A 25,705-nucleotide genomic window follows, 5' to 3' on the forward strand; every position below is an offset into this window, starting at 1 on the left:
CACTGAATGGCACAAATCTGTCAATTTTTACTGGAGCAGGCATTTTCAGTTATGATTGTGGGAATTATAAAAAGGAGAGGCCATGCGTTCGATTGCCAGACGTACCGCAGTGGGAGCTGCACTATTACTTGTAATGCCGGTAGCTGTATGGATTTCTGGCTGGCGTTGGCAACCAGGAGATCAAAGTTGGCTGTTAAAAGCGGCCTTTTGGGTCACTGAAACCGTTACTCAGCCTTGGGGCGTCATTACACATCTGATTTTATTCGCTTGGTTTCTCTGGTGTCTGCGTTTTCGCCTCAAAGCCGCAATTATGCTGTTTACCATTCTGGCGGCGGCGATCCTCATTGGACAAGGCGTGAAATCCTGGATAAAAGATAAAGTTCAGGAGCCGCGCCCCTTTGTGATATGGCTGGAAAAAACACATCATATTCCGGTTGAGGAGTTCTACACTTTAAAACGTGCGGAACGCGGAAGTTTAGTGAAAGAACAGTTGGCTGCAGAAAATAATATACCGGGCTATTTACGCTCTCACTGGCAGAAAGAGACGGGATTTGCCTTTCCTTCCGGTCACACGATGTTTGCTGCCAGTTGGGCGCTGCTGGCCATTGGGTTACTGTGGCCGCGTCGGCGAACGTTCACCATTGCACTCTTGCTGGTTTGGGCCACGGGAGTCATGGGAAGCCGCCTACTGCTCGGGATGCATTGGCCGCGTGATTTGGTGGTGGCTACATTGATTTCGTGGGCGCTGGTGGCGGTGGCAACCTGGCTTGCACAACGAATTTGTGGGCCATTAACACCACCTCCGGAAGAAAATCGTGAGATAGCGCAACGAGAAGAAGAAAGTTAACGCTGGTTGATTTTCTGATTTTCGCCCTTAAATCACCAACAATGCACGTAGTTGCCATTTCGCAGTCGGCGTGAAAATGGTACTTTAAAGGGCTATTGCGGTAAGTTGACCATAATTTATGCGCTCTAACCACATAACGGGAAGTAATGTGAAATATTTACTCATTTTCTTATTGGTGTTGGCGATTTTCGTGATTTCGGTCACGTTAGGTGCGCAGAACGATCAACAGGTGACGTTTAACTATCTGTTAGCGCAAGGGGAGTATCGTATCTCTACTTTGCTGGCGGTATTGTTTGCTGCGGGTTTTGCTATCGGTTGGTTAATTTGCGGACTGTTCTGGCTGCGAGTTCGTGTTTCTCTGGCGCGTGCTGAACGTAAAATAAAGCGACTGGAAAACCAGCTTTCACCCGCGACTGATGTGGCGGTAGCGCCGCATGCGTCAGTGGCGAAGGAATAACCTTCTATGCTGGAGTTGTTGTTTCTGCTTTTGCCTGTAGCCGCTGCCTATGGCTGGTATATGGGCCGCAGAAGTGCGCAACAAAACAAGCAAGATGAAGCCAACCGCCTGTCACGTGATTACGTGGCGGGGGTTAACTTTCTGCTTAGTAATCAACAAGATAAAGCGGTGGACCTGTTCCTCGATATGCTCAAAGAGGACACTGGCACCGTTGAAGCCCACCTTACGCTCGGAAACTTGTTCCGATCCCGTGGCGAAGTCGATCGCGCAATTCGCATCCACCAAACCTTAATGGAAAGCGCATCGCTGACCTATGAACAGCGCCTGTTGGCAATTCAGCAACTGGGTCGTGATTACATGGCTGCCGGGTTGTACGATCGTGCGGAAGATATGTTTAATCAATTGACTGATGAAACTGACTTCCGTGTTGGCGCTTTGCAACAACTCCTGCAAATCTACCAGGCCACCAGTGAATGGCAAAAGGCGATCGATGTCGCCGAACGTTTGGTTAAACTGGGTAAAGATAAACAGCGGGTCGAAATAGCTCATTTCTATTGTGAATTAGCTCTTCAATACATTGCCAGCGACGATCTCGATCGTGCCATGACCTTACTGAAAAAAGGGGCGGCGGCCGACAAAAACAGCGCGCGCGTATCCATCATGATGGGGCGTGTGTTTATGGCCAAAGGCGAGTACGGCAAAGCCGTCGAAAGCCTGCAACGCGTTATTTCTCAGGACAGAGAACTGGTCAGCGAAACGCTGGAAATGCTGCAAACCTGCTATCAGCAACTGGGTAAAACTGCCGAATGGGCAGAGTTTCTCCAGCGAGCGGTGGAAGAAAATACGGGTGCTGATGCTGAACTGATGCTTGCTGACATCATTGAATCGCGTGACGGGAGCGATGCAGTTCAGGTTTATATTACGCGCCAGTTGCAACGTCACCCAACCATGCGCGTGTTCCACAAATTGATGGATTACCACCTCAATGAAGCGGAAGAAGGGCGTGCAAAAGAGAGCCTGATGGTGCTGCGCGATATGGTTGGTGAGAAGGTACGCAGTAAGCCGCGTTATCGCTGCCAGAAGTGTGGTTTTACCGCTTATACCCTCTACTGGCATTGTCCGTCCTGTCGGGCCTGGTCGACCATTAAACCAATTCGTGGTCTGGATGGCCTGTAGTTTTAAAAAAAAATCGACTTTAGTTACAACATACTAATGGTTGTTATCAACAAATGTGCTTCGGTAACTCCTGCATGGAAAAGCCTGACAGGGGAGAAATCGCAACTGTTAATTTTTTATTTCCACGGGTAGAATGCACGCCGTTTACCTTTTTCGCGCCACTTCCGGTGCCCATCATCAAGAAGGTCTGGTCATGACGTTAACTGCTTCATCTTCTTCCCGCGCTGTTACGCGTTCTCCCGTCGTTGTTGCCCTTGATTATAATAATCGTGATGCTGCGCTGGCATTTGTCGACAAAATCGACCCACGCGATTGTCGTCTGAAAGTTGGCAAAGAGATGTTTACGCTATTTGGGCCACAGTTTGTCCGTGAACTGCAAGAGCGTGGTTTTGATATCTTCCTTGACCTGAAATTTCACGACATTCCCAACACAGCAGCGCACGCCGTGGCCGCAGCGGCTGACTTAGGTGTGTGGATGGTGAATGTTCATGCCTCTGGCGGGGCGCGTATGATGACCGCTGCTCGTGAGGCGCTGGTTCCGTTTGGCAAAGACGCGCCGTTGTTAATAGCGGTAACTGTGCTGACTAGCATGGAATCAAGCGATCTGGCGGATCTCGGCGTGACACTGTCACCAGCGGATTATGCAGAGCGTCTGGCGGCGCTGACACAAAAATGTGGTCTTGATGGCGTGGTGTGTTCTGCCCAGGAAGCCGTTCGTTTTAAACAAGCGTTTGGTCAGGACTTCAAACTGGTTACGCCGGGTATTCGTCCGCAGGGGAGTGATGCTGGAGACCAGCGCCGTATTATGACGCCAGAACAGGCGCTGGCAGCTGGGGTTGATTATATGGTGATTGGTCGCCCGGTGACGCAATCTGCGGATCCAGCGCAAACGCTGAAAGCGATCAACGCCTCGTTACAGCGGAGTGCATAATGAGTGATTCCAACAGCCGTCTGGTCTATTCAACGGAGACTGGACGTATCGATGAACCGAAAGTAGCCCCCGTACGGCCTAAAGGTGATGGCGTTGTGCGTATTCAACGTCAAACCAGCGGCCGTAAAGGTAAGGGTGTTTGCCTGATTACTGGTGTTGATCTCGATGAAGCTGAACTGATAAAGCTAGCGGCAGAACTGAAGAAAAAATGCGGCTGCGGAGGGTCAGTAAAAGAAGGAATTATCGAAATTCAAGGTGATAAGCGTGATTTATTAAAATCAATGCTTGAAGCGAAAGGCATGAAGGTAAAACTCGCAGGCGGTTAACAAAAAAAGCCACGAAAATATTCCGTGGCTTTCGTTTATTTTACTGTGTGTATTATTCAGTTATTTCGTACTGAACAGAGTTAAGCGTATTATAATTGCGAGTCGCTAATCGACATTTATTTACGATTATTTACCGACCTGGTGACCGATAATACCACCGACTGCTGCACCGCCTAACGTACCCAGCGTGCTGCCATCAGTTAGTACTGCGCCACCTAAAGCACCTGCACCCGCACCGATTGCGGTATTACGATCTCGTTTAGACCAGTTAGAACAGGCACTCAGAGACATAGCCAGCGTAATCGCCAGAACAGCCGCGGTCATTTTTTTGCTCGTTACAAACATAATACTCTCTCCTGAATTTATGATTCACGGAAGTAAGCTCTCTTTAACTATAATAGTTAAGACGCTTTCTGAAAAAGTTATTTTCCGTGAAATCCTCTCGCGCAGGGTTATATCACGCAGGTGACAGTCACTTCCTGTTATATCGCTAATGTTAAGTTTACAACTTTGAAGTTTTAAGGACAGGTAAATAGTCTTAATTAACAACCAGGAATCATCTTAGAGCGGATGATTTGCGAAAGTGCAAATCATCCGTAGATGAGGGGAAATTAATTGTTGATGACGTGAACCGTCAGTCTATTATGCTCAAGATGCAACAGGTGGCTGGCAGGTATCTTCGAGTCGGTAATGACCCGTTTGATTTTCTCAACAGGGCCGATGGAGTAAGAATGTACGGCACCAAATTTTGAGCTGTCCGTCAGAACTATTGCTTCGCACTCTTTTTCCAACACGGCATTGACTACGTCGGTACGCATCATGTCGCGTCCAGTAAATCCAGTTTCAGGTTGCCAGCCATCAATACCAATAAATGCCTTACTGAAATGAACCTGCTGGATACACTGACGTGTCAGAGGGCCAACCATGCTTTCGCTTTTTTTCTGGTACACGCCACCAAGTAGAATGACTTCACAGGGAGCGTCTTTCAACAAATGCGCAATGTAGCTGCTAACCGTAATGATGGTAACATCTTTCTTCTGTTCGCCTAACGTGCGAGCCAGAAGGGCATTGCTGCTGCCATTTTCAATAAAGATAGTTTCACCTGACTGAACCAGAGAAGCCGCAAACTCGGCAAGTTCACGCTTCAACGTATAATTACTCATCATCCGGGTTTCAACATCATCGCTATCAAGCGAAACTGCAAAACCATGCGCGCGGCGTAGATAACTCAGTTTTTCGAGGGTGTTGAGATCCTGGCGAATAGTAACTTCAGAAACACCAGTGGCTTTTGCCAGTTCGGTTACGCTAACCTGACCCTGGTCAATGACCATCTGTAGAATTGTTTGTTGTCGGGAATTCATCGCTGTAATTCTTATAACGTTATAATATTTAATAAAAAAGCTGACGCGCCTGGCATCCTTTTCTGCTAAATGGAAAGCCTGAAAGCACGACTGTTAAATCTCCCACGGTGCCTTCGGGATGTCTGGCGTAGATGCAGCAACCTGGCGCAAGAGTTCTGCTTTAAGTATCTCGAGATTATGGATCGCAGAGTGGTGATCGCCCGCCACAAGAATATCTAACACAATATCAATACGTTCGGCAACGCGCTGGGCATCAAATTCAGACATGAGGGTATCCTTATGGCAAATAAAGGCAAAAATGAATAATGCAAAAATTGCCACTAAAAGAGAAGCGTATAGTGGCAAAGGCTAATTATCGTTCGGAAATGTGATAAATAATGAGATTATGTATCGTTAAATGTTTATATCCGTCTCTTTATGACCGCTTTAGATAACGTTTAAACCAGCGCTCGAAGGCCACGGCAGGCATTGGTTTGGCAAACAAAAATCCTTGCCTCTCATTGATGCCATTTTTGGTTAAAAAGGCATCTTCTTTTGTGCTTTCCACGCCTTCGGCGATGACTTGCAGATTCAACGCCTGGGCGACGGCGACAATCGCGCGCACTAATGACTGCGAGACAGGTTGTTTGTGAATATTACGGACAAAAGCCTGGTCAAGTTTAATCGCATCAATGGGAAAACGGGCCAGTTGCGAAAGCGAAGAGTAGCCAGTGCCAAAATCATCCAAATGCACTTGTGCGCCTAACTGACTAAATTGCTGGATAACGGAGAGGGCGAGTTCATCATTTTCTATCAGACAGCTTTCAGTTAACTCGATATCAATAGGGCAGTATTCAAAATTCAGTTTTTGAAGAACCTGCTTCAGATCGGTAAAAAGAGTTTGATCGGCAAACTGGCGCGCAGAGATGTTCACCGCTACCCGCAGATTAATGCCTTTATCACGCCATTTCGCCACCTGACGCACCACATCGAGAATCACCCAACGTCCTAATGGAACAATTAGTCCAGACTCCTCTGCATAGGAAATAAAGTCTAACGGGGGAATGAGTCCGCGTTCAGGCGACTGCCAGCGCACCAACGCTTCCAGGCTTCGTACTTCACCGCGCCAGGTGATTTTCGGTTGATAATGAATCACTAACTGATCGTTTTCCAGCGCCTTACGCAGGTTGGTATCAAGCCAAAGATATTCGAAAACCCGTTGGTTCATTTCTGGCGAAAAAACACAGAACTGTCCGCGCCCACCTTCTTTTGCGGTGTACATTGCGGTATCGGCATGGCGAATAATGGCAGCGCTGTCCATACCATGTTGTGGCGAAAGTGAAATACCGACTGAACAGCCGGTATAGACTTCAATTAAACCAATGCGGAAGGGTTGGCGAAGCCGGGTTAAAATACGCGATGCCATCGCTTCCAGTGCGCTTTGTGAAGTATTGGGGGCCAGTACCAGAAACTCATCCCCGCCAGGACGCGCCAGCACCTGATCTTGTTCAAGGCAGCTTAAAATGGCCAGTGACACCTCACGTAATAACTGGTCGCCAAATAAATGCCCGTAAGCGTCGTTTACCTTTTTAAAATTGTCTAAATCAAGATATACAACACCAACCTTACAGTCGTTAGCTTGATCAATGGCATGATCGATTAACGCCTGCATGGCGTTACGATTCGGTAGTCCAGTGATGCTGTCGGTATTTGCCAGTATGCGAAGTCGTTCCTGGGCGCGACGCTCTTCGGTAATATCGGTGCCGGAACAGATTAAATAGATCTCATTTTTGCCGCTACCGCTGTGCACAAATTTGTTGCGAAACAGAAATAGCCGTTGACCTTTGCGCGTTGGTATCCAGAGCTCAATTTCATAAGCATTACCACTGCGAAAAAAGCCACGGTTATTGCGGCTGGATGCTGCAGCTTCACGACGACTCATAAACAGCTTAAATACGCTCTGCCCAATGACATCGTGCTCTTTGAAACCTGTGTATTCTTCACATAATCGGTTAAACCGTTGGATATTTCCCCTGCTGTCAAGAATGACTATCGCGGAATGAGCTTCAGACACTACCTGTTCAGCAAAAGAGAGTCCATGTGATAAATCGCGGGCTACTGCCAGTGTGTCATGCCATGCAGACGCGTTGCCGCCCCATTCGCGCTTATTGATTTTTCGTCCAACCAGATGCACAGAAAGATCGCTCTCATTGACGGTCAGACTCATCATCAAGCTGGAAGTGATGACTGTCATTTCCCTGATGCGAGCAGCCTGTTCGGCAGATAACTGCAAAGTACGTTCAGGTTCTGTGGTTTCGGTGGTGGAAAAGCGCAAAACATCGCTGCTTTCCGATAAACGCCAGTATGGATTGTGCGATCCGAGAAAGTTGTACAACGTTGTGGACTCCCTAACTGTTTTCATGAAGCGTGTCTTCCGGTTAACAGCGGAGTTCGCGATTAAAAGAAAGGTCCAACATGAATTACATAAAATTAGCGACGGCTAAACGTATTGTTTTATTTATATATTTATTTGTAATCCAGTTTTGGAAAAACGCCAGTTTACAAACGAAAGTCTGTGAAAAAAATCTGGGGGGATAAAAACGAATGCGGAGACGAGTAAAGTAAACGGCCCATCCGTAATGAATGGGCCGCAAAAGAATATTATGCTACCGGACGAGCAATAATGCTGCGAGTTTCCATACGAACTTCGGCAATAGTGACGTCGATAACATCGGTTACCTTGTAAACCGTTTCACCTTTAATTTGCACGGTGCCATTTTCCTGACTGCAAACCAGTTCATCACGCACAGCGTGTAAGAAAGGCGCAGGAATAAAAGCGATAGCGCCGTTATCAACCAGACGCACACGCATGCCGCCACGGCTGATATCGACAATTTCCGCCGCAAAACGGGTGTCGGTCCCGGCTTTGTCTTTCAGGAAACGGGCGTATAACCAATCACCGACATCACGTTCCGCCATCCGGTTGAGACGACGACGCTCTGCCATTTGGACGGTGATTTCATCCTGCGGACGCGTCGCCGTTTCGCCTTTAATGATCGCTTTCAGCAGACGATGGTTGATCATGTCGCCATATTTACGGATCGGTGAGGTCCAGGTGGCATACGCTTCCAGGCCGAGGCCAAAATGAGGGCCTGGTTCAATGCTGATTTCGGCAAAGGACTGGAAACGACGAATACGGCTGTCGAGGAAACCGGTCGGTTGCGCATCCAGTTCGCGACGCAGCTTGCAGAAACCATCCAGCGTGAGCACTTCTTCAGCATCGACATGCAGACCGTGCGTTTTTAGCAATGCTGCCAGCGCTTCAGCATTTGCCGGATCAAAGCCCATATGCACGTTATAGATGCCAAAACCGAGCTTATCGCGCAGTACGCGGGCCGCACAAATGTTAGCGGCGATCATCGCTTCTTCGACAATACGGTTGGCAATGCGACGAGGCTCGGCGACGATATCCAGCACTTCACCTTTTTCACCGAGAATAAAACGGTAATCCGGGCGATCTTTAAACACCAGTGCATGGTTATGGCGCCACTCGCCGCGACGCTGACAAATTTGCGCCAGGAGGCGAATTTGTTCGGCAATGGCCTCATTTTCTGGCTGCCAGTCGCCGGTGTTTTCCAGCCAGTCGGAAACCTGGTCATAAACCAGTTTCGCTTTGGACTCGATAGTAGCGGCAAAGAACTCGATATTGTCTTCAATGGTGCCATCTGCGGAGAGCGTCATCCGACACGCCAGTACCGGGCGAACTTCATTGGCGCGCAGTGAACAGAGATCGTCGGAAAGCTCACGCGGCAGCATTGGGATGTTGAAACCTGGCAGATAGTTGGTGAATGCACGAACTTTTGCCGCTTTGTCCAGTTTGCTACCTTCTGCAATCCACGCGGTTGGATCGGCAATCGCCACAATCAGTTGCAGTTTGTCATCCGGGAGCGCCTTCGCGAAGAGGGCGTCATCCATATCTTCCGTGCTGGCGCTATCGATGGTGACAAAATCCAGTGCAGTCAGATCTTCGCGCACCAGACCTTCGTCGAGCATTTCAGTAGCAACGCCGTTCGGCGCTTCTTTTTCCAGGTTATGACGCGCCAGAGTTACCCACCACGGCACGAAGTGATCGTCGCCAAAAGTGATGTACTGCGTGAGTTCTGCATAGAAAGAACGATCGCCTTTCAATGGATGACGGCGCATTTCGGCAACTGCCCAGTCGCCTTCTTTGAATTCATGTGTCAGGCCACGGGCTGCGCGGCAAGGAATGGCATCTTTCAATAATGGATGATCAGGGACAATGGCCAGACGGTCATTCTTGCCCTGAACTTTACCCACGAAGCGGGTTAGAAAAGGTTCAACCAGTTCTTCTGGTTCGGCAGATTCACGATCTTTTTCGCTGTGGATGACTGCGATAATTCTGTCGCCATGCATAACTTTTTTCATTTGCGGCGGCGGAATGAAATAACTTTTTTGTGCATCGACTTCCAGGAAGCCAAAGCCTTTTTCAGTGGCTTTTACCACCCCTTCAGCGCGGGGCGTCTGGGAATGCAGTTGCTGTTTAAGCTGCGCTAGCAGCGGGTTGTCCTGAAACATAATTGTCTATTTTGGTGGCCATTAGAGCGGCTGACAGTTTTACGCGATTCTGTCTGACGCAGCAAGGTTAATATGTTTCACCCAACGCGATTTTTAAGCGATTGATCCAGCCACAAAGCCCGCTCCATACCAACAAATTAATAACCTGCGTTGATGATATTTCGTGTTCGAGTAATGGGCTGAACTGGGCGGCGCTAAAGCGATCGGGTGCTCGGGTCAGCCATTGTATCGCCTGAACGGTAGCGCGCTCAACACAATGGCTATCAGCCCACCGATTAATTTCATTTTCGCCCTGACGTAGAATGAGGATTGCCTCTTTATATTCTGCTGTTGAATATGTTTGGCTAGCGAAGCAAGCGGCGCTGCCATTAATCCGCGCGGTTAATAACGTCGCAAGTTGATGGTTGGTTTTGGCGCTAACCAATGTGCTGGCGAATAGCTCCTCAAGGCGTGAAAGTAGAGCGGGGTGAAGATTGAGTATTTCGGTCAGTTGGCTGAGTTCAACCGACGAACTATTCACTGCATCTTCAGGTAATTTTTCTACGGCGTAGCAGGTACGCCAGCGAGTTGAATCATTCGCAAACAGTGAGGCATCGGCGTAGTTTTGCATCTCCAGACCGGGTAGCCAGCGAACTGGTTGCTCGAGATAAGCCTGCAATGTGGCAATCACTCGTGCCTGAAAACCGACAAAGCCAATAATTTGGTTAATGAACACACAGTCCCAGGCGGTAAGGCCGACATCTTTAAGATGCTCACGGGACCGACCGTCGATAATAGATGGAGAGAAGGCCAGTTGGCGGGCATATTGTGTGATTTGCGCCAGCCGATGATTACTTTCCCTGGAAGAATCCGGTCCGGGAAGTGGTGTCAGGCGCGCGGAATAGTAGTTGCACAACCGCTGGACGCCGCAGACCTGGGCAACCGTCAGTGCTGTAGACAGGCGTTCATAAGCGGTGAATGTCTGCAAGCGGGTCACGGCCAGCTGATCCGGGAACAACGCTCCGGCGAGTGCACGTGCGGGTGCCAGCCATGACTGAAAGGGGGCCAGCGTTTGTTCCTCAAGAATCACGTCGAGCAAAAAAGGGTCGTTGACCTTTGCGGCTTCGGGTACAAGTGGCAGAACGTTATGCTCTGAAGTGCTGGATTGGATTTCATGATACCAGTGGCTTTTGCCTGAACTATGGCGTTGTTCCATGGGCGCTCCTTGGTCATAACGGAAATCGTTATCCTGACGCAAGGCGGGAAGGGGAGAAAGACGGATCGGCGATAACAAATATCAGAAAGGTATAACAGAGAAAATGGGCGGCAGAACGCCGCCCATCTTGACCAACAGAACGATTATTTCAGTTCCAGTTCGTTCATTGCAGCGATGCTGAAACCGCCGTCAACGTGGACCACTTCACCGGAGATACCGGCAGAGAGATCGGAGCACAGGAACGCTGCGGAGTTACCCACATCTTCGATGGTAACGGTACGACGAATCGGCGTAACGGCTTCGCAGTGTGCCAGCATTTTACGGAAGTCTTTGATGCCGGAAGCGGCCAGCGTACGGATCGGACCTGCGGAAATGGCGTTAACACGAACGCCTTCCGGCCCCATCGCGTTGGCCATATAGCGCACGTTAGCTTCCAGAGACGCTTTTGCCAGACCCATAACGTTGTAGTTCGGGATAGCGCGTTCAGCGCCCAGGTAGGAAAGGGTCAGCAGAGCAGAGCCCGGATTCAGCATGGAGCGGCAAGCTTTTGCCATTGCAACGAAGCTGTAGGAGCTAATGTCGTGGGCAATTTTGAAGCCTTCACGAGTTACGGCGTTAACATAGTCGCCATCCAGCTGATCGCCAGGTGCAAAACCAATAGAGTGTACGAAACCGTCAAATTTCGGCCAAACTTTACCCAGTTCAGCGAACATGGTGTCGATGCTGGCATCTTCGGCAACATCGCACTGCAGAACGATGTCAGAACCTAATTGAGCGGCAAATTCTTCTACGCGGCCTTTCAGTTTGTCGTTCTGGTAGGTGAATGCCAGTTCAGCTCCTTCGCGGTGCATCGCCTGAGCGATACCGTAGGCGATGGACAGTTTGCTGGCAACACCGGTTACCAGAATGCGCTTACCGGAAAGAAAACCCATAGCTTTAATCCTTATTGTTGATGCTTGTTGTGCCTGAAAATCAGGCGATTCGTCGTTTTAGTAAACAGTACGAACAGATAAACGGTTATTATAATCAACCTGGCTGTGGGTGGCTATAGTTGCGCTTTCTGTACCGGAGAGAATCAGCGGTCCAGAGCATTTTGCGACGCCTGCAAGGGGCCGATTGTGGAAATATCTTATAGCGTCTGGCTTTAAAACTATTCGTATTACTTCCGGTAAGTTTGATGATGAAAACAGACGCGGATTTATCAATCCTGGCGTCTGTTGTGTCTCAGTGATTAATAATCTGGCGTCAACCAGCCGCTGTCTTATCTCTGATAAACTGCCCCAATTTAATATTGTCAACTATCTTCACAGAATCTCCACAATCTCTTCATTATCAGAATATACACCATGAATAAGATAAAAATACTTTCCATCACTTTGGAGGAATGTATAATTAGCCAAAATGAGAATGATCATTCTCACTAAGTGGAAGGCCAGGAGACAGAAATGACCAGCAAGCTGGAGATACGTCACAAACAGCGTCAGGATGAAATCATTAATGCCGCCCGTCGGTGTTTTCGTCGCTACGGGTTTCATGCCGCCAGTATGTCGCAAATTGCCAGCGAAGCTCAGCTTAGCGTGGGTCAGATATATCGTTACTTCGCCAATAAAGACGCCATTATTGAAGAGATGGTTCGCCGTATCATCGACTTTCGTATTGCCCAGATGGACATTGACGCGCGTACCGATCACTTCCCGGAAGTTCTTGCTTTGCGGAAATCCTTAAATGAGGACGACGACGCGTTGATGCTGGAAGTGGCTGCAGAAGCCACGCGCAACCCACGGGTGATGGCGATGCTCGAGGAAGCTGACGCCAGAATGTTCGCTAACGGTTGTGCGCATATGAAAAGAATGCATCCCCATCTTAGCGACGAGCACATTCGTTGCTGCGTTGAAGTGCTTGCCACCATGATGGAAGGTACGGTTTATCGTCGCTTAACACCGCAAAAAAGCGATCCCCAACGTCTGCAAAAAATATATCAGGACATTGTTAGCATGTTGATAAATTAATAAGAAAAAATTAACCGATAGTGGGGGATATTAATCCCCCTTATTTCATTGCGAAATTCATTTCGCGATGCGGGTCGTTATATCTGAATATCCCTGGCATATCCTCATTGATTTTAATGAGGAGGGTATTGTTCACCCTGGAGAAAATAATGAAGTATATAGCAACGTCTGTAGTGGCAATGCTGCTCTTATCTGGTTGTGATAATACGCAAAATAACAATTCATCCCCGTCGGAAACAGAAGTGGGCGTTGTTACGCTCAAATCTCAACCGGTTTCGGTAGTCAGTGAATTAACCGGGCGCACCAGTGCGGCACTCAGTGCTGAAGTACGTCCGCAGGTTGGGGGAATTATCCAGAAACGCCTATTTACTGAAGGCGATTTAGTTAAGGCCGGACAACCATTGTACCAAATTGATGCGGCCAGTTATCGGGCGGCATGGAATGAAGCCCGGGCAGCATTACAACAGGCACAGGCACTGGTAAAAGCCGATTGCCAGAAAGCGCAGCGTTATGCCCGACTGGTGAAAGATAACGGTGTGTCACAACAGGATGCTGATGATGCTCAGTCTACCTGCGCACAAGATAAAGCCAGTGTTGAAGCGAAAAAAGCCGCACTGGAAACCGCGCGCATTAATCTTGACTGGACCACGGTAACCGCGCCGATTTCGGGGCGTATTGGCATTTCGTCGGTTACCCCTGGCGCACTGGTGACCGCGTCGCAGGATACGGCGTTAACGACTATTCGTGGTCTGGATACAATGTATGTCGACCTCACTCGCTCCAGTGTCGATTTATTGCGTCTGCGTAAACAGTCACTGGCGACCAACAGTGACACCATGAGCGTCTCACTTATTCTGGAAGATGGCACAACCTACAGCGAAAAAGGGCGTCTGGAACTCACCGAAGTCGCTGTGGATGAGTCTACCGGGTCGGTGACATTACGGGCGATTTTCCCCAATCCACAACAACAGTTATTACCAGGCATGTTTGTTCGCGCTCGTGTCGATGAAGGCGTGATGGAAGACGCTATTCTCGCGCCTCAACAGGGCGTCACGCGCGATGCTAAAGGCAATGCAACTGCGCTGGTGGTGAATAAAGACAATAAAGTAGAGCAGCGAACGCTCGAAACGGGAGAAACGTATGGTGATAAATGGCTGGTGCTGAACGGCCTGCATAACGGCGACCGACTGATTGTTGAAGGTTCCGCCAAAGTCACTTCAGGGCAGACCGTCAAGGCTGTTGAAGTTCAGGCTAATGGAGGCAACGCCTGATGTTTTCGCGCTTTTTTGTTCGCCGTCCGGTCTTTGCCTGGGTTATCGCCATTTTGATTATGTTGGCGGGGATTCTGGCTATTCGCACATTGCCCGTCGCGCAATATCCTGACGTTGCGCCACCGACCATTAAAATTTCAGCCACTTATACTGGTGCTTCTGCCGAAACGCTGGAGAACAGCGTGACTCAGGTTATCGAGCAACAACTCACTGGGCTTGATAATTTACTCTATTTCAGCTCAACCAGCAGCTCTGATGGTTCGGTCAGTATTAATGTGACCTTTGAACAAGGTACCGATCCCGACACTGCACAGGTTCAGGTGCAGAATAAAATTCAGCAGGCTGAGTCACGCTTACCGAGTGAAGTGCAGCAAACTGGCGTCACAGTGGAAAAATCACAAAGCAACTTTTTGCTGATTGCTGCCGTGTATGACACCACTGACAAAGCCTCCAGTTCGGATATCGCCGACTGGTTGGTCAGTAACGTTCAGGACCCGCTGGCGCGCGTTGAAGGTGTGGGGAGTCTGCAAGTCTTTGGCGCAGAATATGCTATGCGCATCTGGCTTGACCCGGCCAAACTGGCGTCTTACTCGCTGATGCCTTCAGACGTGCAGAGTGCTATCGAAGCGCAAAACGTGCAGGTTACTGCCGGGAAAATAGGGGCTTTGCCCTCGCCGAATACTCAGCAACTGACGGCGACAGTACGTGCGCAGTCTCGTTTGCAGACGGTGGATCAGTTCAAAAATATTATCGTGAAAAGCCAGTCAGACGGCGCAGTTGTTCGCATAAAAGATGTGGCTCGCGTTGAGATGGGCAGTGAAGATTATACCGCGATCGGCAAACTTAACGGTCACCCGTCTGCCGGGGTTGCTGTAATGCTTTCGCCCGGCGCGAATGCGCTGAATACGGCGACGCTGGTCAAGGATAAGATTGCCGAATTTCAGCGGAACATGCCGCAGGGATACGACATCGCATACCCGAAAGACAGCACTGAATTTATTAAAATCTCCGTAGAGGACGTAATTCAGACACTGTTTGAAGCCATCGTACTGGTGGTTTGCGTGATGTATTTATTCCTGCAAAACTTGCGCGCCACGCTAATCCCGGCGTTAGCTGTCCCTGTCGTTTTGCTGGGCACATTCGGCGTTCTTGCGTTGTTTGGCTATTCGATTAATACCCTGACGTTGTTTGCAATGGTGCTGGCGATCGGCTTGCTGGTGGACGATGCCATTGTGGTGGTGGAGAACGTCGAACGCATTATGCGTGACGAAGGGTTGCCCGCGCGTGAAGCCACGGAAAAATCAATGGGCGAGATTTCTGGCGCACTGGTTGCCATTGCGCTGGTGTTGTCAGCCGTATTCCTGCCGATGGCCTTCTTTGGGGGATCTACGGGAGTAATTTATCGTCAGTTTTCGATAACCATTATCTCCGCAATGCTGCTTTCCGTGGTGGTGGCATTGACCTTGACTCCCGCGCTGTGCGGTTCCGTCCTCCAGCATGTTCCGCCGCATAAAAAAGGCTTTTTCGGCGCATTTAACCGCTTTTACCGCCGTACTGAAGATAAATATCAGCGAGGCGTAATTTATGTCCTGCGCCGTGCAGCCCGAACGATGGGGCTTTATGTCGTGCTGGGTGGTGGAATGGCCCTGATGATGTGGAAACTGCCGGGCAGTTTCTTACCCACTGAAGACCAGGGCGAAATCATGGTGCAGTACACGCTGCCGGCCGGGGCGACCGCTGCCCGTACAGCAGAAGTGAATCGCCAGATTGTTGACTGGTTCCTGATTAACGAGAAAGCAAATACCGATGTCATCTTTACCGTTGATGGTTTCAGTTTTAGCGGCAGCGGACAGAACACCGGGATGGCGTTTGTTTCGTTGAAAAACTGGTCTCAACGTAAAGGGGCAGAAAATACCGCCCAGGCTATCGCCTTACGGGCAACCAAAGAGTTGGGGGCAATTCGTGATGCAACGGTATTTGCCATGACGCCGCCTGCAGTTGATGGTCTGGGGCATAGCAATGGCTTTACGTTTGAATTAATGGCAAGTGGTGCGACTGACCGCGAAACCTTGCTTAAAATGCGTAATCAGTTGATTGAGCAGGCTAATCAAAGCCCTGAGCTGATTTCTGTACGTGCCAATGACCTGCCGCAAATGCCGCAATTGCAGGTAGATATCGATAACAATAAAGCCGTATCGCTGGGGTTGAGCTTAAGTGATGTCACCGACACGCTGGCAAGCGCGTGGGGCGGTACTTATGTGAATGACTTTATTGACCGTGGTCGTGTGAAGAAAGTCTACATTCAGGGCGACAGTGAATTTCGCTCCGCGCCGTCAGACTTAGGGAAATGGTTTGTACGCGGTAGCGATAACGCCATGACACCGTTCTCTGCTTTTGCCACTACGCGTTGGATCTATGGCCCGGAAAAACTGGTGCGCTACAACGGTTCTGCGGCCTATGAAATTCAGGGCGAAAACGCGACTGGCTTTAGTTCCGGCGATGCAATGACAAAAATGGAGGAACTGGCAAACAGTCTTCCTGCGGGAACGACCTGGGCCTGGAGTGGTTTGTCATTGCAGGAGAAACTGGCCAGCGGTCAGGCATTGAGTCTGTATGCAGTTTCTATTCTGGTGGTTTTCCTCTGTCTTGCAGCCCTGTACGAAAGCTGGTCAGTCCCGTTCTCGGTCATTCTGGTGATCCCACTGGGGCTTCTTGGCGCGGCGCTGGCGGCCTGGATGCGTGATTTAAACAACGATGTTTACTTCCAGGTGGCGCTATTAACCACTATCGGGTTGTCGTCGAAAAACGCCATTCTGATTGTTGAATTTGCTGAAGCGGCACTTGCTGAGGGCCATTCCCTGAGTCGGGCGGCATTACGCGCGGCGCAGACTCGTCTACGCCCAATCATCATGACCTCGCTGGCGTTTATTGCGGGGGTAATGCCGCTGGCGATGGCGACCGGCGCAGGTGCGAACAGCCGCATCGCCATTGGTACGGGCATTATTGGCGGTACGCTGACCGCTACGTTGCTGGCTATTTTCTTTGTTCCTCTGTTTTTTGTACTGGTGAAACGTTTGTTTGCCGGTAAACCGCGCCGTCAGGAGTAAGTTATGTTGCGTCGTTCTCTTATTTTTCTGGTGCTGTTGAGTGCGGGATGTGTCTCGCTCGATCCCCACTACAGCACGCCTGAATCCCCAATCCCGGCGACCTTGCCGGGAGCACAGGGCCAGGGAAAGGCAATCAGCCATGACTGGCAGCAGGTGATTCACGATCCCCGATTGCAGCAGGTGGTGACCATTGCACTGAACAGTAACCGCGATGTGCAAAAAGCGATTGCTGATATTGACTCAGCACGGGCGCTCTATGGGCAAACTAATGCGTCGTTATTCCCGACGGTGAATGCGGCCTTAAGTTCGACCCGCAGTCGTTCGCTGGCGAATGGTACGGGAACCACTGCCGAGGCTGACGGCACGGTGTCCAGTTTTACGTTAGATCTGTTTGGTCGTAATCAGAGTTTATCTCGGGCGGCGCGAGAAACCTGGCTTGCCAGTGAATTTACAGCCCAGAACACTCGTTTAACGCTGATTGCTGAAATCAGCACCGCCTGGCTGACCCTGGCGGCCGATAATAGCAACCTGGCCCTGGCAAAAGAAACGATGGCCAGTGCAGAAAACTCATTGAAAATTATCCAGCGCCAGCAACAGGTTGGCACGGCGGCAGCGACAGATGTCAGTGAGGCGATGAGTGTTTATCAGCAAGCGCGCGCCAGCGTTGCCAGCTATCAGACACAAGTGATGCAGGATAAAAATGCGCTGAACTTACTGGCAGGTACAACGCTTGCGGAAAATCTGCTACCGGGAACACTGGAAAGCCTGCCGGAACAGATGATAAGCCTGGTTCCTGCGGGAGTGTCATCTGACGTTCTGCTGCGTCGCCCGGATATCCAGGAAGCGGAACATAATCTGAAGAGCGCCAATGCCGATATTGGCGCCGCGCGGGCTAACTTTTTCCCGACGATTTCGCTGACTGCCAGCGCTGGTGTTGGCAGTGACGCATTGTCATCGCTGTTCAGCCACGGAATGCAGGTCTGGTCATTTGCGCCATCGGTAACATTACCGCTGTTCACCGGCGGTAGTAATCTGGCGCAGCTTCGTTACGCAGAAGCACAAAAGCGCGGGCTCATTGCCACCTATGAGAAAACCGTTCAGAGCGCGTTTAAAGATGTCGCTAACGCACTGGCGCGGCGGACCACGCTTGAAGAACAACTGGATGCACAGCGCCAGTATGTTAAAGCTGAACAACAAACGGTCGATGTTGGCTTGCGTCGCTATCAGGCGGGTGTTGGTGATTACCTGACCGTGTTGACGGCACAGCGCAGCTTGTGGAGCGCACAGCAGGAGCTGCTGGCATTGCAACTGACTAATTTTACGAACCGGATCACGATCTGGCAGTCGCTGGGCGGCGGCATGTCATCACTCAAGTAAGGAATAGTATGGCTAGAGTCTCTCTTTCATGGGCGTTGATTCTTGGTCTTTTAGCCGGTATCGGCCCGATGTGTACCGATCTTTATTTGCCGGCATTGCCGGAGATGTCTGAGCAACTGGCGGCAACCACGACCATAACGCAATTAACGCTGACCGCATCACTGATCGGTCTTGGCGTCGGACAACTGTTATTTGGCCCTCTGAGCGACAAAATAGGGCGTAAACGCCCGTTAATCTTGTCGTTGCTATTGTTTATTGTTTCTTCCATTTTGTGCGCGACAACGAACAATATTTACTGGCTGGTGGTCTGGCGTTTTATTCAAGGGATCGCGGGGGCGGGTGGTTCGGTGCTCTCTCGTTCTATTGCTCGTGACAAATATCAGGGAGTAACGCTGACCCAGTTCTTTGCGCTGTTAATGACGGTGAATGGCCTGGCACCGGTGTTGTCGCCAGTGCTGGGCGGTTATATTGTCAGCACTTTTGACTGGCGCACTTTATTCTGGGTGATGGCTGAAATTAGCACCGTACTGTTGCTGGGCTGCCTGTTATTTATCAATGAGACATTGCCAGAAAATAAAAGGGGCTCATCATTGCTATTAACCGGACGAAGCGTGGTGCAGAACCGCCGTTTTATGCGCCTTTGCCTGATTCAAAGTTTTATGCTGGCAGGTTTGTTTGCGTACATCGGTTCCTCGTCGTTCGTGTTGCAGAAAGAATTTGGCTTTAGTCCAATGCAATTTAGCCTGGTGTTTGGCCTTAACGGCATCGGACTTATCATCGCTTCATGGAGCTTCTCGCGCCTGGCGCGACGAGTTAACGCGATGAAATTGCTGAGAGGTGGCCTGATAGCGGCAATTTTGTGTGCATTGCTCACGGTCTTATTCGCATGGATACAATTGCCCATTCCGGCACTGGTGGCATTATTTTTCACCATCGCATTTTGTAGCGGCATCGGCACTGTTGGCGGGGCAGAGGCTATGAGTGCAGTAGGGACGCAAGAATCTGGAACGGCGTCTGCGTTGATGGGGATGAGCATGTTTGTCTTCGGCGGTATAGCCGCGCCATTGTCGGGATTTGGCGGAGAAACACTGTTAAAAATGAGCCTGGCAATTACGGTGTGTTATACGCTGGCATTGCTGGTTGCTCTCACCAGAATCGACAATCAAAAGTAATGAATACCTCATTCTGACGGGGATTTCCCCTGTCAGAATGAGGTACCGAATACTAACGATCTTTACGCCACGCATCCGCCGTCAATGCTTCGCCAAAGTGGCCGGAAATTAGCCGTTTGGTGAGTTCGTGCAGCGGCGATGCCAACACATCCGCAGTGCTACCGCGTTCGACAACTTCTCCCTGATGCATGACCAGCACCTGGTCGCTGATGTGCTTCATCATTCCGATATGCTGGGTAACATAAATATAAGAAATACCCTGTTTCTCTTGTAGCTCCAGCATCAGGTTAATTAGCTGCGAACGCATCGACATATCCAGCGAGGCGAGGGCTTCATCGGCAATAATCACTTTTGGGCGCAATATCAGCGCGCGCGCCAGACCAAGACGCTGTTTTTGCCCGGGGGCCAACATATGCGGATAGTAACTTACGTGATCCGGTAGCAGCCCAACCATACGCATTGTTTCAATAATCTGTTTGCGGCGCTGTTCCGGTTCCAGGTCTGTGTTCAAACGCAGTGGAAAATCAAGGATCTGCGAAATACGTTGACGTGGATTCAATGAAGTCGACGGATCCTGAAATATCATGCGAATACGCTGGCTTCGGAAGGAATAATCGCCAAAATGCAGCGGATGATCGTCAATCAATAACTCGCCGCTGGTTGGCTCAATCATTCCTGCCAGCATCTTTGCCAGCGTCGATTTACCGGAACCGTTCTCACCAATAATCGCCAGTGTCTGGCGTTCACGCAGCGTAAAGCTCAAGGGTTTTACCGCTTCGACTGTCTGACGGCGAAACCAGCCGGTCCTGTAGCGGAACGTTTTGCTTAAATTACGCACTTCGAGCAGAGTTTCTATCATCTCACTCTTTCTCCATGTTCAGCGGGAAATGACAGGCATAGAGATGATTTTTCGCCCCCATCAAACGTGGCGTCACAATGCATTCTCGTTGTGCATAAGGGCAACGCGGCCCCAGACGACAACCAATCGGTAATTGTTCCAGCAGCGGGATTGCGCCCGGCAGGGTATTGAGGCGGCTTTTATGCGGCATCGCACTGCCAAAGTCCGGTATTGCACGGATTAGTGCCTGGGTATAAGGATGATGTGGCATTGTCACCAACTCCTTACTTGGCGCGGTTTCCACTGTCTGGCCACAATAAAGCACGTTGATTTTATCCGCCCATTGGCTAAGCATTTGTAAGTCATGGCTGATAAGCAAAATAGTGGTGTTGCTGTTTTGGTTGAGACGCGTCAACAGGCGGAAAATTTGCGCCTGCGTTGTTGGCTCCATCGAGTTGGTCGGTTCGTCGGCAATCAGTAGACGCGGTTGATTCGCCAGTGCGATGGCTATCATCACTTTCTGACATTCACCTTCGGTCAACTCGTACGGGAAACTGCGCATCGCATCTTTATGATCTTTAATCCCCACGCGGTGTAGCAACTCAATGGCTCGACGTTTGCGCCAGCCAAAACGCTGCCACCAACGGCCTTTATAGGTCCAGGCCGGGATGTTCTGCATTAACTGGCGACCCACACGTTCCGATGGATCAAGACACGATTGCGGTTCCTGAAAGATCATCGACACGTTGTGTCCAACCAGTTTGCGCCGTTCGCGTGCGGAGAGACGCAGCAAATCGATATCATCAAAACGCATTCGGTCAGCGGTAACACGCCAGTTATCTTTATTCACCCCACAAATCGCTTTCGCAATCAAACTTTTGCCGGAGCCGGATTCGCCAACAAGACCGCGAATCTCGCCTTCGGTTAAGGTCATACTCACGCGGTCGACGGCTTTAACCCACTCATCACCGGTTTTAAATTCAATGGTCAGGTTACGAATATCCAATAATGGCATTATTCCACCCCCGCAATAATCGCACGACGAACGCCATCGCCAAGGAGGTTAACCAACAACACGCTAATCATAATTGCCGCGCCAGGAAGCATTACGGTCCACGGGGCGACATAAATCAGTTCCAGCGCGTCACCAAGCATCGCGCCCCATTCAGGCGAGGGCAGTTGTGCGCCGAGATCAAGAAAGCCCAGTGCGGCGATATCGAGAATTGCCATCGACAATGCGCGAGTGATCTCGGTGACCAGTCCGGCGGTAATGTTAGGCATCACCGCAAACCAGAGAATATTCAGCGTCGTTGCGCCATCCAGACGGGCGGCGATAACGTACTCTTTTTCCAGTTCGTCATGAACCATGCTGTAAATCGAACGTACCATACGCGGCAGCAGTGCCAACCAGACGGCAAACATGGCGTGCGATAAACTCGGTCCGGCAAATGCTACTACGATAATCGCCAACAGCAGGGACGGAATCGCCAGCAAAGTATCCAGAATATGGTTAAGCACCGCTGAGCGTAGGCCGTGCGTCGCCCCGGCGAAGGTGCCAAGTACCAGACCACAAATCGTCGCGGCGAGCGTCACCACAAATGCGCCCCCCACGGTAGGTGCTGCGCCACTCAATAAACGGCTTAAAACGTCGCGTCCCAGGTCGTCGGTCCCAAGGAAGAACGAGACTTCGCCATAGCGTGACCATGACGGCGGCAACAATTGATAACCAAGAAATTGCTGGTCGATGCCGTAAGGCGCAAACCAGCTACCAAAAATACACAGCACCGCCAGCCCCGCGCAGCCGTACAGGCCGACCATCGCAGCGGCGTCTCCATAGAATTTGCGCCAGGCAGTACGCAGCGTGCCCGGCGGGCGCTTCTCGCTGTATACGCTATCGTAAGGCATACCATTCCTTATGTTTCAGAGGGTTAGCCATGGCACCCAAAATATCAGATATCACGTTAATAATAATGACCAATGAACCGCACACCATCACTCCGGCGGAAATGGCTGCGTAATCCTGCTGGCGGATGGCGTTAATTAACCAGCGCCCTAAACCCGGCCAGCTAAAAACCATTTCGGTGATCATCGCCAGCGTCAGCATGGTGGAAAACTGCAAGCCCAGGCGAGGAATAACCGGAGGTAACGCGTTATGCAGCACGTGGCGACGCAAAATAGTAAAGCGCGACAAACCGCGAGTCGCCGCCGCTTTCACATAGTTTTGGTCATAGACTTCGATGGTGCTGATACGCATCAATCGGATCACTTCAGTTGTTGGCGCAACCGACAGGGTAATCACCGGTAGCACCATATGGCGAAGTGCGCTCATGATCATTTCGTCCCGCCACGGTGAGTCCGAAAGCCAGGCATCAATTAACGCAAAGCCGGTAATCGGCTTCACTTCATAGAGCAGATCGAAACGCCCTGAAACGGGCAGCCAACCTAGCGTGAGTGAACAAAACAGCGTCAACAGAAGCGCTAGCCAGAACACTGGGATGGAAAAGCCCAGCAAGGCGATGGCGTTGATCAAGTTATCCTGCCACTTATGGCGTGTAATCCCGGCAATCATGCCCACCGGGATCCCGACAATCAGCGCAAAACCGAAAGCGAGGATGCACAACTCCATCGTTGCCGGAAAGACTTCTTTTAACTGTTCGGCAATAGGCTGGCCGTTAATGCTGGAAACACCAAAATCCCAGTGGATCAGGCCATTAAACCAGAACACCCAGGCATTCCACAGTGACGCGCCTTGTAACGGCGCGTGTGGCGTGAAATAGCTCAAACTGAAGCCAACAAAGGTCAGCAGGAATAAGGTGACGATTAATAACAAAATACGACGTAAGGTGAAGATAATCATGGTTTTTTCACCTCTTCTTGCTTCTCGCGATACACCCCCGCGAAGGAGGCGTTACCGAACGGGCTCAGTACCAGACCTTTAATATCGTAACGGTAGGCCTGCAAGCGCAGTGATGAGGCCAGCGGCAGAATGGGCAGTTCCTGCGCCAGAATGCTTTGCGCTTCATCATAGGCTTCAATACGCGCCGCCAGTTGCTGCGAGGAGAGGGCATTACGCAACACGCTGTCGAATTTCGGATCGCACCAGTGGGCAAGGTTGGTTTGCGAGTGAATAGCCGCGCAGCTCAGTAACGGACGGAAGAAACTGTCCGGGTCGTTACTGTCCGTCGCCCAACCAGATAACGTCAGATCATGGCTCATATCCATCAACCGCGCCTCCTGAAAACGACCTTCTACCGGCACAATCACCACTTTCACGCCAACCTGCGCCATATCCGCCTGAATCAGTTCGGCGGTTTTCAGCGGACTGGGGTTCCATGCCTGCGATCGTGTCGGTACCCACAGTTTCAGCGTTAAGTTTTCCAGCCCCAACGCTTTCAGTTGTTCGCGCGATTTCGCTGGGTTGTATTCAGTAATTTTAGCCTCGTTGTCATAAGCCCACGAGGCGCGCGGTAAAATAGAGGCCGCAGTTTCTGCCGTACCATAATAGATGGATTGCATCAGGCGCTGGTTATTGATCGCCAGTGCCAGCGCATGGCGGACAGCGGGATTATTTAGCGGCGGTTTGGCGGTGTTAAACGCCAGATAGGCGACGTTCATCCCCGGGCGCAGCGTTAAACGCAAGCGCGGGTCGTCGCGCAAAATGGATAACTGGCTGGCGGCAGGCCAGGCCAGAACGTCGCATTCACCGGTCAGGAGTTTCGACAATCGTCCGGTACCGCCGGAGCCTAAATCCACCACCACCTGCGGCATCAACGGCTTACCACGCCAGAACTCATCATGACGTTGTAAGCGAATATATTGCCCGGCGCGGTATTCCGACAATTGATACGGCCCGGTACCGACCGGTTGACGGTCGAGTTGTTCCTGGCGATCTTCTTTCTCTAATTTCTGGGCGTATTCGGCAGACATTACCGACGCATAGTGGGTCGCCAGGTGCCATAAGAAGGATGCATCCGGCTGGGCGAGACGGAACTCAACGGTGTGATTATCCAGCTTGCGGACACTTTTAACGTTATCGGCAAATTGCAGACTGTCGAAATAGGGGAAGTTACTGCCGTTGACGTTATGCCACGGGTTATTGCGGTCAAAAATCCGTTGGAAGGTAAACACCACATCATCGGCATTCATTTTGCGAGTGGGAGTAAACCAGGCGGTTTTTTGAAACGGGACATCGCGACGCAGGTGGAAGCGATAGGTCGCGCCGTTGTCGAGCACTTCCCAGCTTTCGGCAAGTTCCGGCATCAGGCGATAGGTATACGGATCGACATCCAGCAGTCGATCATAAAACTGGGCGGCAAGGGTATCGACAATTAACCCACTGCTCGCTTTGGATGGGTTAAAGGTGTTGACTTGCCCGCTGACGCAATAGACAAAACCGCTGTCGCGGATATCAGCATGCGGGGGGGATTCAGGCGCGGCTATTGCCTGACCACTCACAAGTCCAGCAATCACCAAAAGAGACGATAATACCTGGCGCATAATATTAAGGGATTTTATGTAAAGAGGCTATCTTACTAATATTTAATGACATTTGCCATTACCGTTTGTGTTCAGGGGTCGTAATGAGGGCCGTGTGGTTGGTCGTTGAACAGGTGGCGTCGCCATCTGTTCAACATTCGTACCCGTGATTTCTCTATAACTATAACTCACAGAACAACTTAGCGAAGAGCAGAGCGGTACGATCGTGAGAAACCCATTAAAGCAGGCTGCAGTGCATGTCATTTTTAGCCGGATGCGGCGTGAACGCTTTATCCGGGCAACGATACTGACCGAGCGTCTGCAATTAAATAATTATTCATTACCCCATTGATTCAAAAACTCTGCGATTTCATCAATGCGCGCGGGATTAATCCCCGCTTCAGCGGCCATGTCATGCTGGGCTTCTTCGCTGATCTCTTCATTGTTCATCAAACGGGTGAGTAGTAACTGGAAGTAGTGGGCCAGCGGTGTGCGTTCTGCGTCTGCGACAGGTTCTGCGCATTCAGTCGCGTATTCATCGGCAATATCGAAATATTTTAATGGGATATCGTGGTTCATTGTTTGCC

24 protein-coding genes are annotated in these 25,705 nt (G+C 50.5%); 11 read left to right on the plus strand and 13 right to left on the minus strand.

All coding sequences use genetic code 11. The features are described 5' to 3' along the window. The first annotated feature begins 82 nt into the window (after window positions 1-82). The 5 genes from pgpB to yciH all read left to right on the plus strand — a co-directional run bounded on the left by pgpB (window position 83) and on the right by yciH (window position 3,737). A complete protein-coding gene (gene pgpB / locus FEK47_RS06750; protein WP_135486191.1) occupies window positions 83-847 on the plus strand; it encodes a phosphatidylglycerophosphatase B in 765 nt (254 codons plus the stop codon). Between the two features lie 148 nt (window positions 848-995). Beyond that, window positions 996-1,304 carry a lipopolysaccharide assembly protein LapA gene (gene lapA / locus FEK47_RS06755; protein ID WP_130208843.1) on the plus strand — a complete coding sequence of 103 codons (309 nt, stop codon included), beginning with the start codon at window positions 996-998 and terminating at the stop codon, window positions 1,302-1,304. Window positions 1,305-1,310: 6 nt separating this feature from the next. Next, window positions 1,311-2,480 (plus strand): lipopolysaccharide assembly protein LapB, encoded by a 1,170-nt coding sequence (lapB, locus tag FEK47_RS06760; RefSeq protein ID WP_135404299.1) that lies wholly within the window; start codon window positions 1,311-1,313, stop codon window positions 2,478-2,480. Window positions 2,481-2,673: 193 nt separating this feature from the next. Next, the gene (gene pyrF / locus FEK47_RS06765) at window positions 2,674-3,411 is read left to right on the plus strand and encodes an orotidine-5'-phosphate decarboxylase (RefSeq protein ID WP_130208839.1); all 738 of its coding nucleotides are present in this window, start codon (window positions 2,674-2,676) and stop codon (window positions 3,409-3,411) included. Then, window positions 3,411-3,737: a stress response translation initiation inhibitor YciH gene (yciH, locus tag FEK47_RS06770; protein ID WP_064527234.1), complete on the plus strand. Its 327-nt coding sequence runs from the start codon at window positions 3,411-3,413 to the stop codon at window positions 3,735-3,737. The genes pyrF and yciH overlap by 1 nt, the downstream gene beginning before the upstream one ends. 126 nt (window positions 3,738-3,863) lie before the next feature. Here the strand turns inward: yciH and osmB are convergent, their stop codons facing one another. The 4 genes from osmB to pdeR all read right to left on the minus strand — a co-directional run bounded on the left by osmB (window position 3,864) and on the right by pdeR (window position 7,499). Further along, window positions 3,864-4,082, minus strand: a complete 219-nt coding sequence (osmB, locus tag FEK47_RS06775) for an osmotically-inducible lipoprotein OsmB (RefSeq protein WP_000498252.1) — start codon at window positions 4,080-4,082, stop codon at window positions 3,864-3,866. A gap of 266 nt (window positions 4,083-4,348) precedes the next feature. Continuing rightward, window positions 4,349-5,098, minus strand: a complete 750-nt coding sequence (locus FEK47_RS06780; RefSeq protein WP_130216058.1) for a DNA-binding transcriptional regulator YciT — start codon at window positions 5,096-5,098, stop codon at window positions 4,349-4,351. 93 nt (window positions 5,099-5,191) lie between these two features. Then, a complete protein-coding gene (yciZ, locus tag FEK47_RS06785) occupies window positions 5,192-5,365 on the minus strand; it encodes a protein YciZ (protein ID WP_130208833.1) in 174 nt (57 codons plus the stop codon). A 148-nt stretch (window positions 5,366-5,513) separates the two neighbouring features. Then, entirely contained in the window at window positions 5,514-7,499 is a 1,986-nt protein-coding gene (gene pdeR / locus FEK47_RS06790; RefSeq protein WP_130222767.1) for a cyclic di-GMP phosphodiesterase, read from the minus strand. 53 nt (window positions 7,500-7,552) lie between these two features. On the opposite strand from pdeR, the gene FEK47_RS06795 reads away from it, so the two are divergent. Continuing rightward, on the plus strand, window positions 7,553-7,675 hold the full coding sequence (locus FEK47_RS06795) for a hypothetical protein (protein ID WP_130208829.1): 123 nt from the start codon (window positions 7,553-7,555) through the stop codon (window positions 7,673-7,675). Between the two features lie 63 nt (window positions 7,676-7,738). Here FEK47_RS06795 and FEK47_RS06800 read toward each other — a convergent pair whose 3' ends face one another. From FEK47_RS06800 to fabI, 3 genes are all read right to left on the minus strand, one after another. Beyond that, a complete protein-coding gene (locus tag FEK47_RS06800; RefSeq protein ID WP_135486190.1) occupies window positions 7,739-9,673 on the minus strand; it encodes an exoribonuclease II in 1,935 nt (644 codons plus the stop codon). 67 nt (window positions 9,674-9,740) lie between these two features. Continuing rightward, window positions 9,741-10,868, minus strand: a complete 1,128-nt coding sequence (locus tag FEK47_RS06805; RefSeq protein WP_135486189.1) for a CMD domain-containing protein — start codon at window positions 10,866-10,868, stop codon at window positions 9,741-9,743. Between the two features lie 143 nt (window positions 10,869-11,011). Continuing rightward, a complete protein-coding gene (gene fabI, locus FEK47_RS06810; RefSeq protein WP_000506490.1) occupies window positions 11,012-11,800 on the minus strand; it encodes an enoyl-ACP reductase FabI in 789 nt (262 codons plus the stop codon). A 513-nt stretch (window positions 11,801-12,313) separates the two neighbouring features. Here fabI and FEK47_RS06825 point away from each other — a divergent pair. The 5 genes from FEK47_RS06825 to FEK47_RS06845 all read left to right on the plus strand — a co-directional run bounded on the left by FEK47_RS06825 (window position 12,314) and on the right by FEK47_RS06845 (window position 19,804). Then, window positions 12,314-12,877, plus strand: coding sequence for a TetR/AcrR family transcriptional regulator (locus tag FEK47_RS06825; protein WP_135486186.1), 564 nt, complete (start codon window positions 12,314-12,316; stop codon window positions 12,875-12,877). 149 nt (window positions 12,878-13,026) lie between these two features. Continuing rightward, window positions 13,027-14,148 carry an efflux RND transporter periplasmic adaptor subunit gene (locus tag FEK47_RS06830; protein ID WP_135491190.1) on the plus strand — a complete coding sequence of 374 codons (1,122 nt, stop codon included), beginning with the start codon at window positions 13,027-13,029 and terminating at the stop codon, window positions 14,146-14,148. Further along, on the plus strand, window positions 14,148-17,255 hold the full coding sequence (locus FEK47_RS06835) for an efflux RND transporter permease subunit (RefSeq protein ID WP_167854633.1): 3,108 nt from the start codon (window positions 14,148-14,150) through the stop codon (window positions 17,253-17,255). The genes FEK47_RS06830 and FEK47_RS06835 overlap by 1 nt, the downstream gene beginning before the upstream one ends. 3 nt (window positions 17,256-17,258) lie before the next feature. Further along, complete coding sequence (locus tag FEK47_RS06840; RefSeq protein WP_135486185.1) at window positions 17,259-18,632, plus strand: TolC family protein; 1,374 nt, start codon at window positions 17,259-17,261, stop codon at window positions 18,630-18,632. 8 nt (window positions 18,633-18,640) lie between these two features. After that, entirely contained in the window at window positions 18,641-19,804 is a 1,164-nt protein-coding gene (locus FEK47_RS06845; protein ID WP_135486184.1) for a multidrug effflux MFS transporter, read from the plus strand. A gap of 52 nt (window positions 19,805-19,856) precedes the next feature. Here the strand turns inward: FEK47_RS06845 and sapF are convergent, their stop codons facing one another. The 6 genes from sapF to FEK47_RS06875 all read right to left on the minus strand — a co-directional run bounded on the left by sapF (window position 19,857) and on the right by FEK47_RS06875 (window position 25,697). Continuing rightward, complete coding sequence (gene sapF, locus FEK47_RS06850) at window positions 19,857-20,663, minus strand: peptide ABC transporter ATP-binding protein SapF (RefSeq protein ID WP_000573415.1); 807 nt, start codon at window positions 20,661-20,663, stop codon at window positions 19,857-19,859. A gap of 1 nt (window position 20,664) precedes the next feature. Continuing rightward, the gene (gene sapD, locus FEK47_RS06855) at window positions 20,665-21,657 is read right to left on the minus strand and encodes a peptide ABC transporter ATP-binding protein SapD (RefSeq protein WP_039020816.1); all 993 of its coding nucleotides are present in this window, start codon (window positions 21,655-21,657) and stop codon (window positions 20,665-20,667) included. Then, complete coding sequence (gene sapC, locus FEK47_RS06860; protein ID WP_130208813.1) at window positions 21,657-22,547, minus strand: peptide ABC transporter permease SapC; 891 nt, start codon at window positions 22,545-22,547, stop codon at window positions 21,657-21,659. Before sapC ends, sapD begins: the two co-directional genes overlap by 1 nt. Then, the gene (gene sapB / locus FEK47_RS06865; RefSeq protein ID WP_064527260.1) at window positions 22,534-23,499 is read right to left on the minus strand and encodes a putrescine export ABC transporter permease SapB; all 966 of its coding nucleotides are present in this window, start codon (window positions 23,497-23,499) and stop codon (window positions 22,534-22,536) included. The genes sapC and sapB overlap by 14 nt, the downstream gene beginning before the upstream one ends. Beyond that, window positions 23,496-25,139 carry an ABC transporter substrate-binding protein SapA gene (sapA, locus tag FEK47_RS06870; protein ID WP_130208811.1) on the minus strand — a complete coding sequence of 548 codons (1,644 nt, stop codon included), beginning with the start codon at window positions 25,137-25,139 and terminating at the stop codon, window positions 23,496-23,498. The genes sapB and sapA overlap by 4 nt, the downstream gene beginning before the upstream one ends. Window positions 25,140-25,451: 312 nt before the next feature. Continuing rightward, window positions 25,452-25,697 (minus strand): YmjA family protein, encoded by a 246-nt coding sequence (locus FEK47_RS06875; protein WP_130208809.1) that lies wholly within the window; start codon window positions 25,695-25,697, stop codon window positions 25,452-25,454. Window positions 25,698-25,705: the final 8 nt, after the last annotated feature.

Origin of the sequence: Escherichia sp. E3659 (assembly GCF_005781135.1) — a bacterium.
GTDB lineage: Bacteria > Pseudomonadota > Gammaproteobacteria > Enterobacterales > Enterobacteriaceae > Escherichia.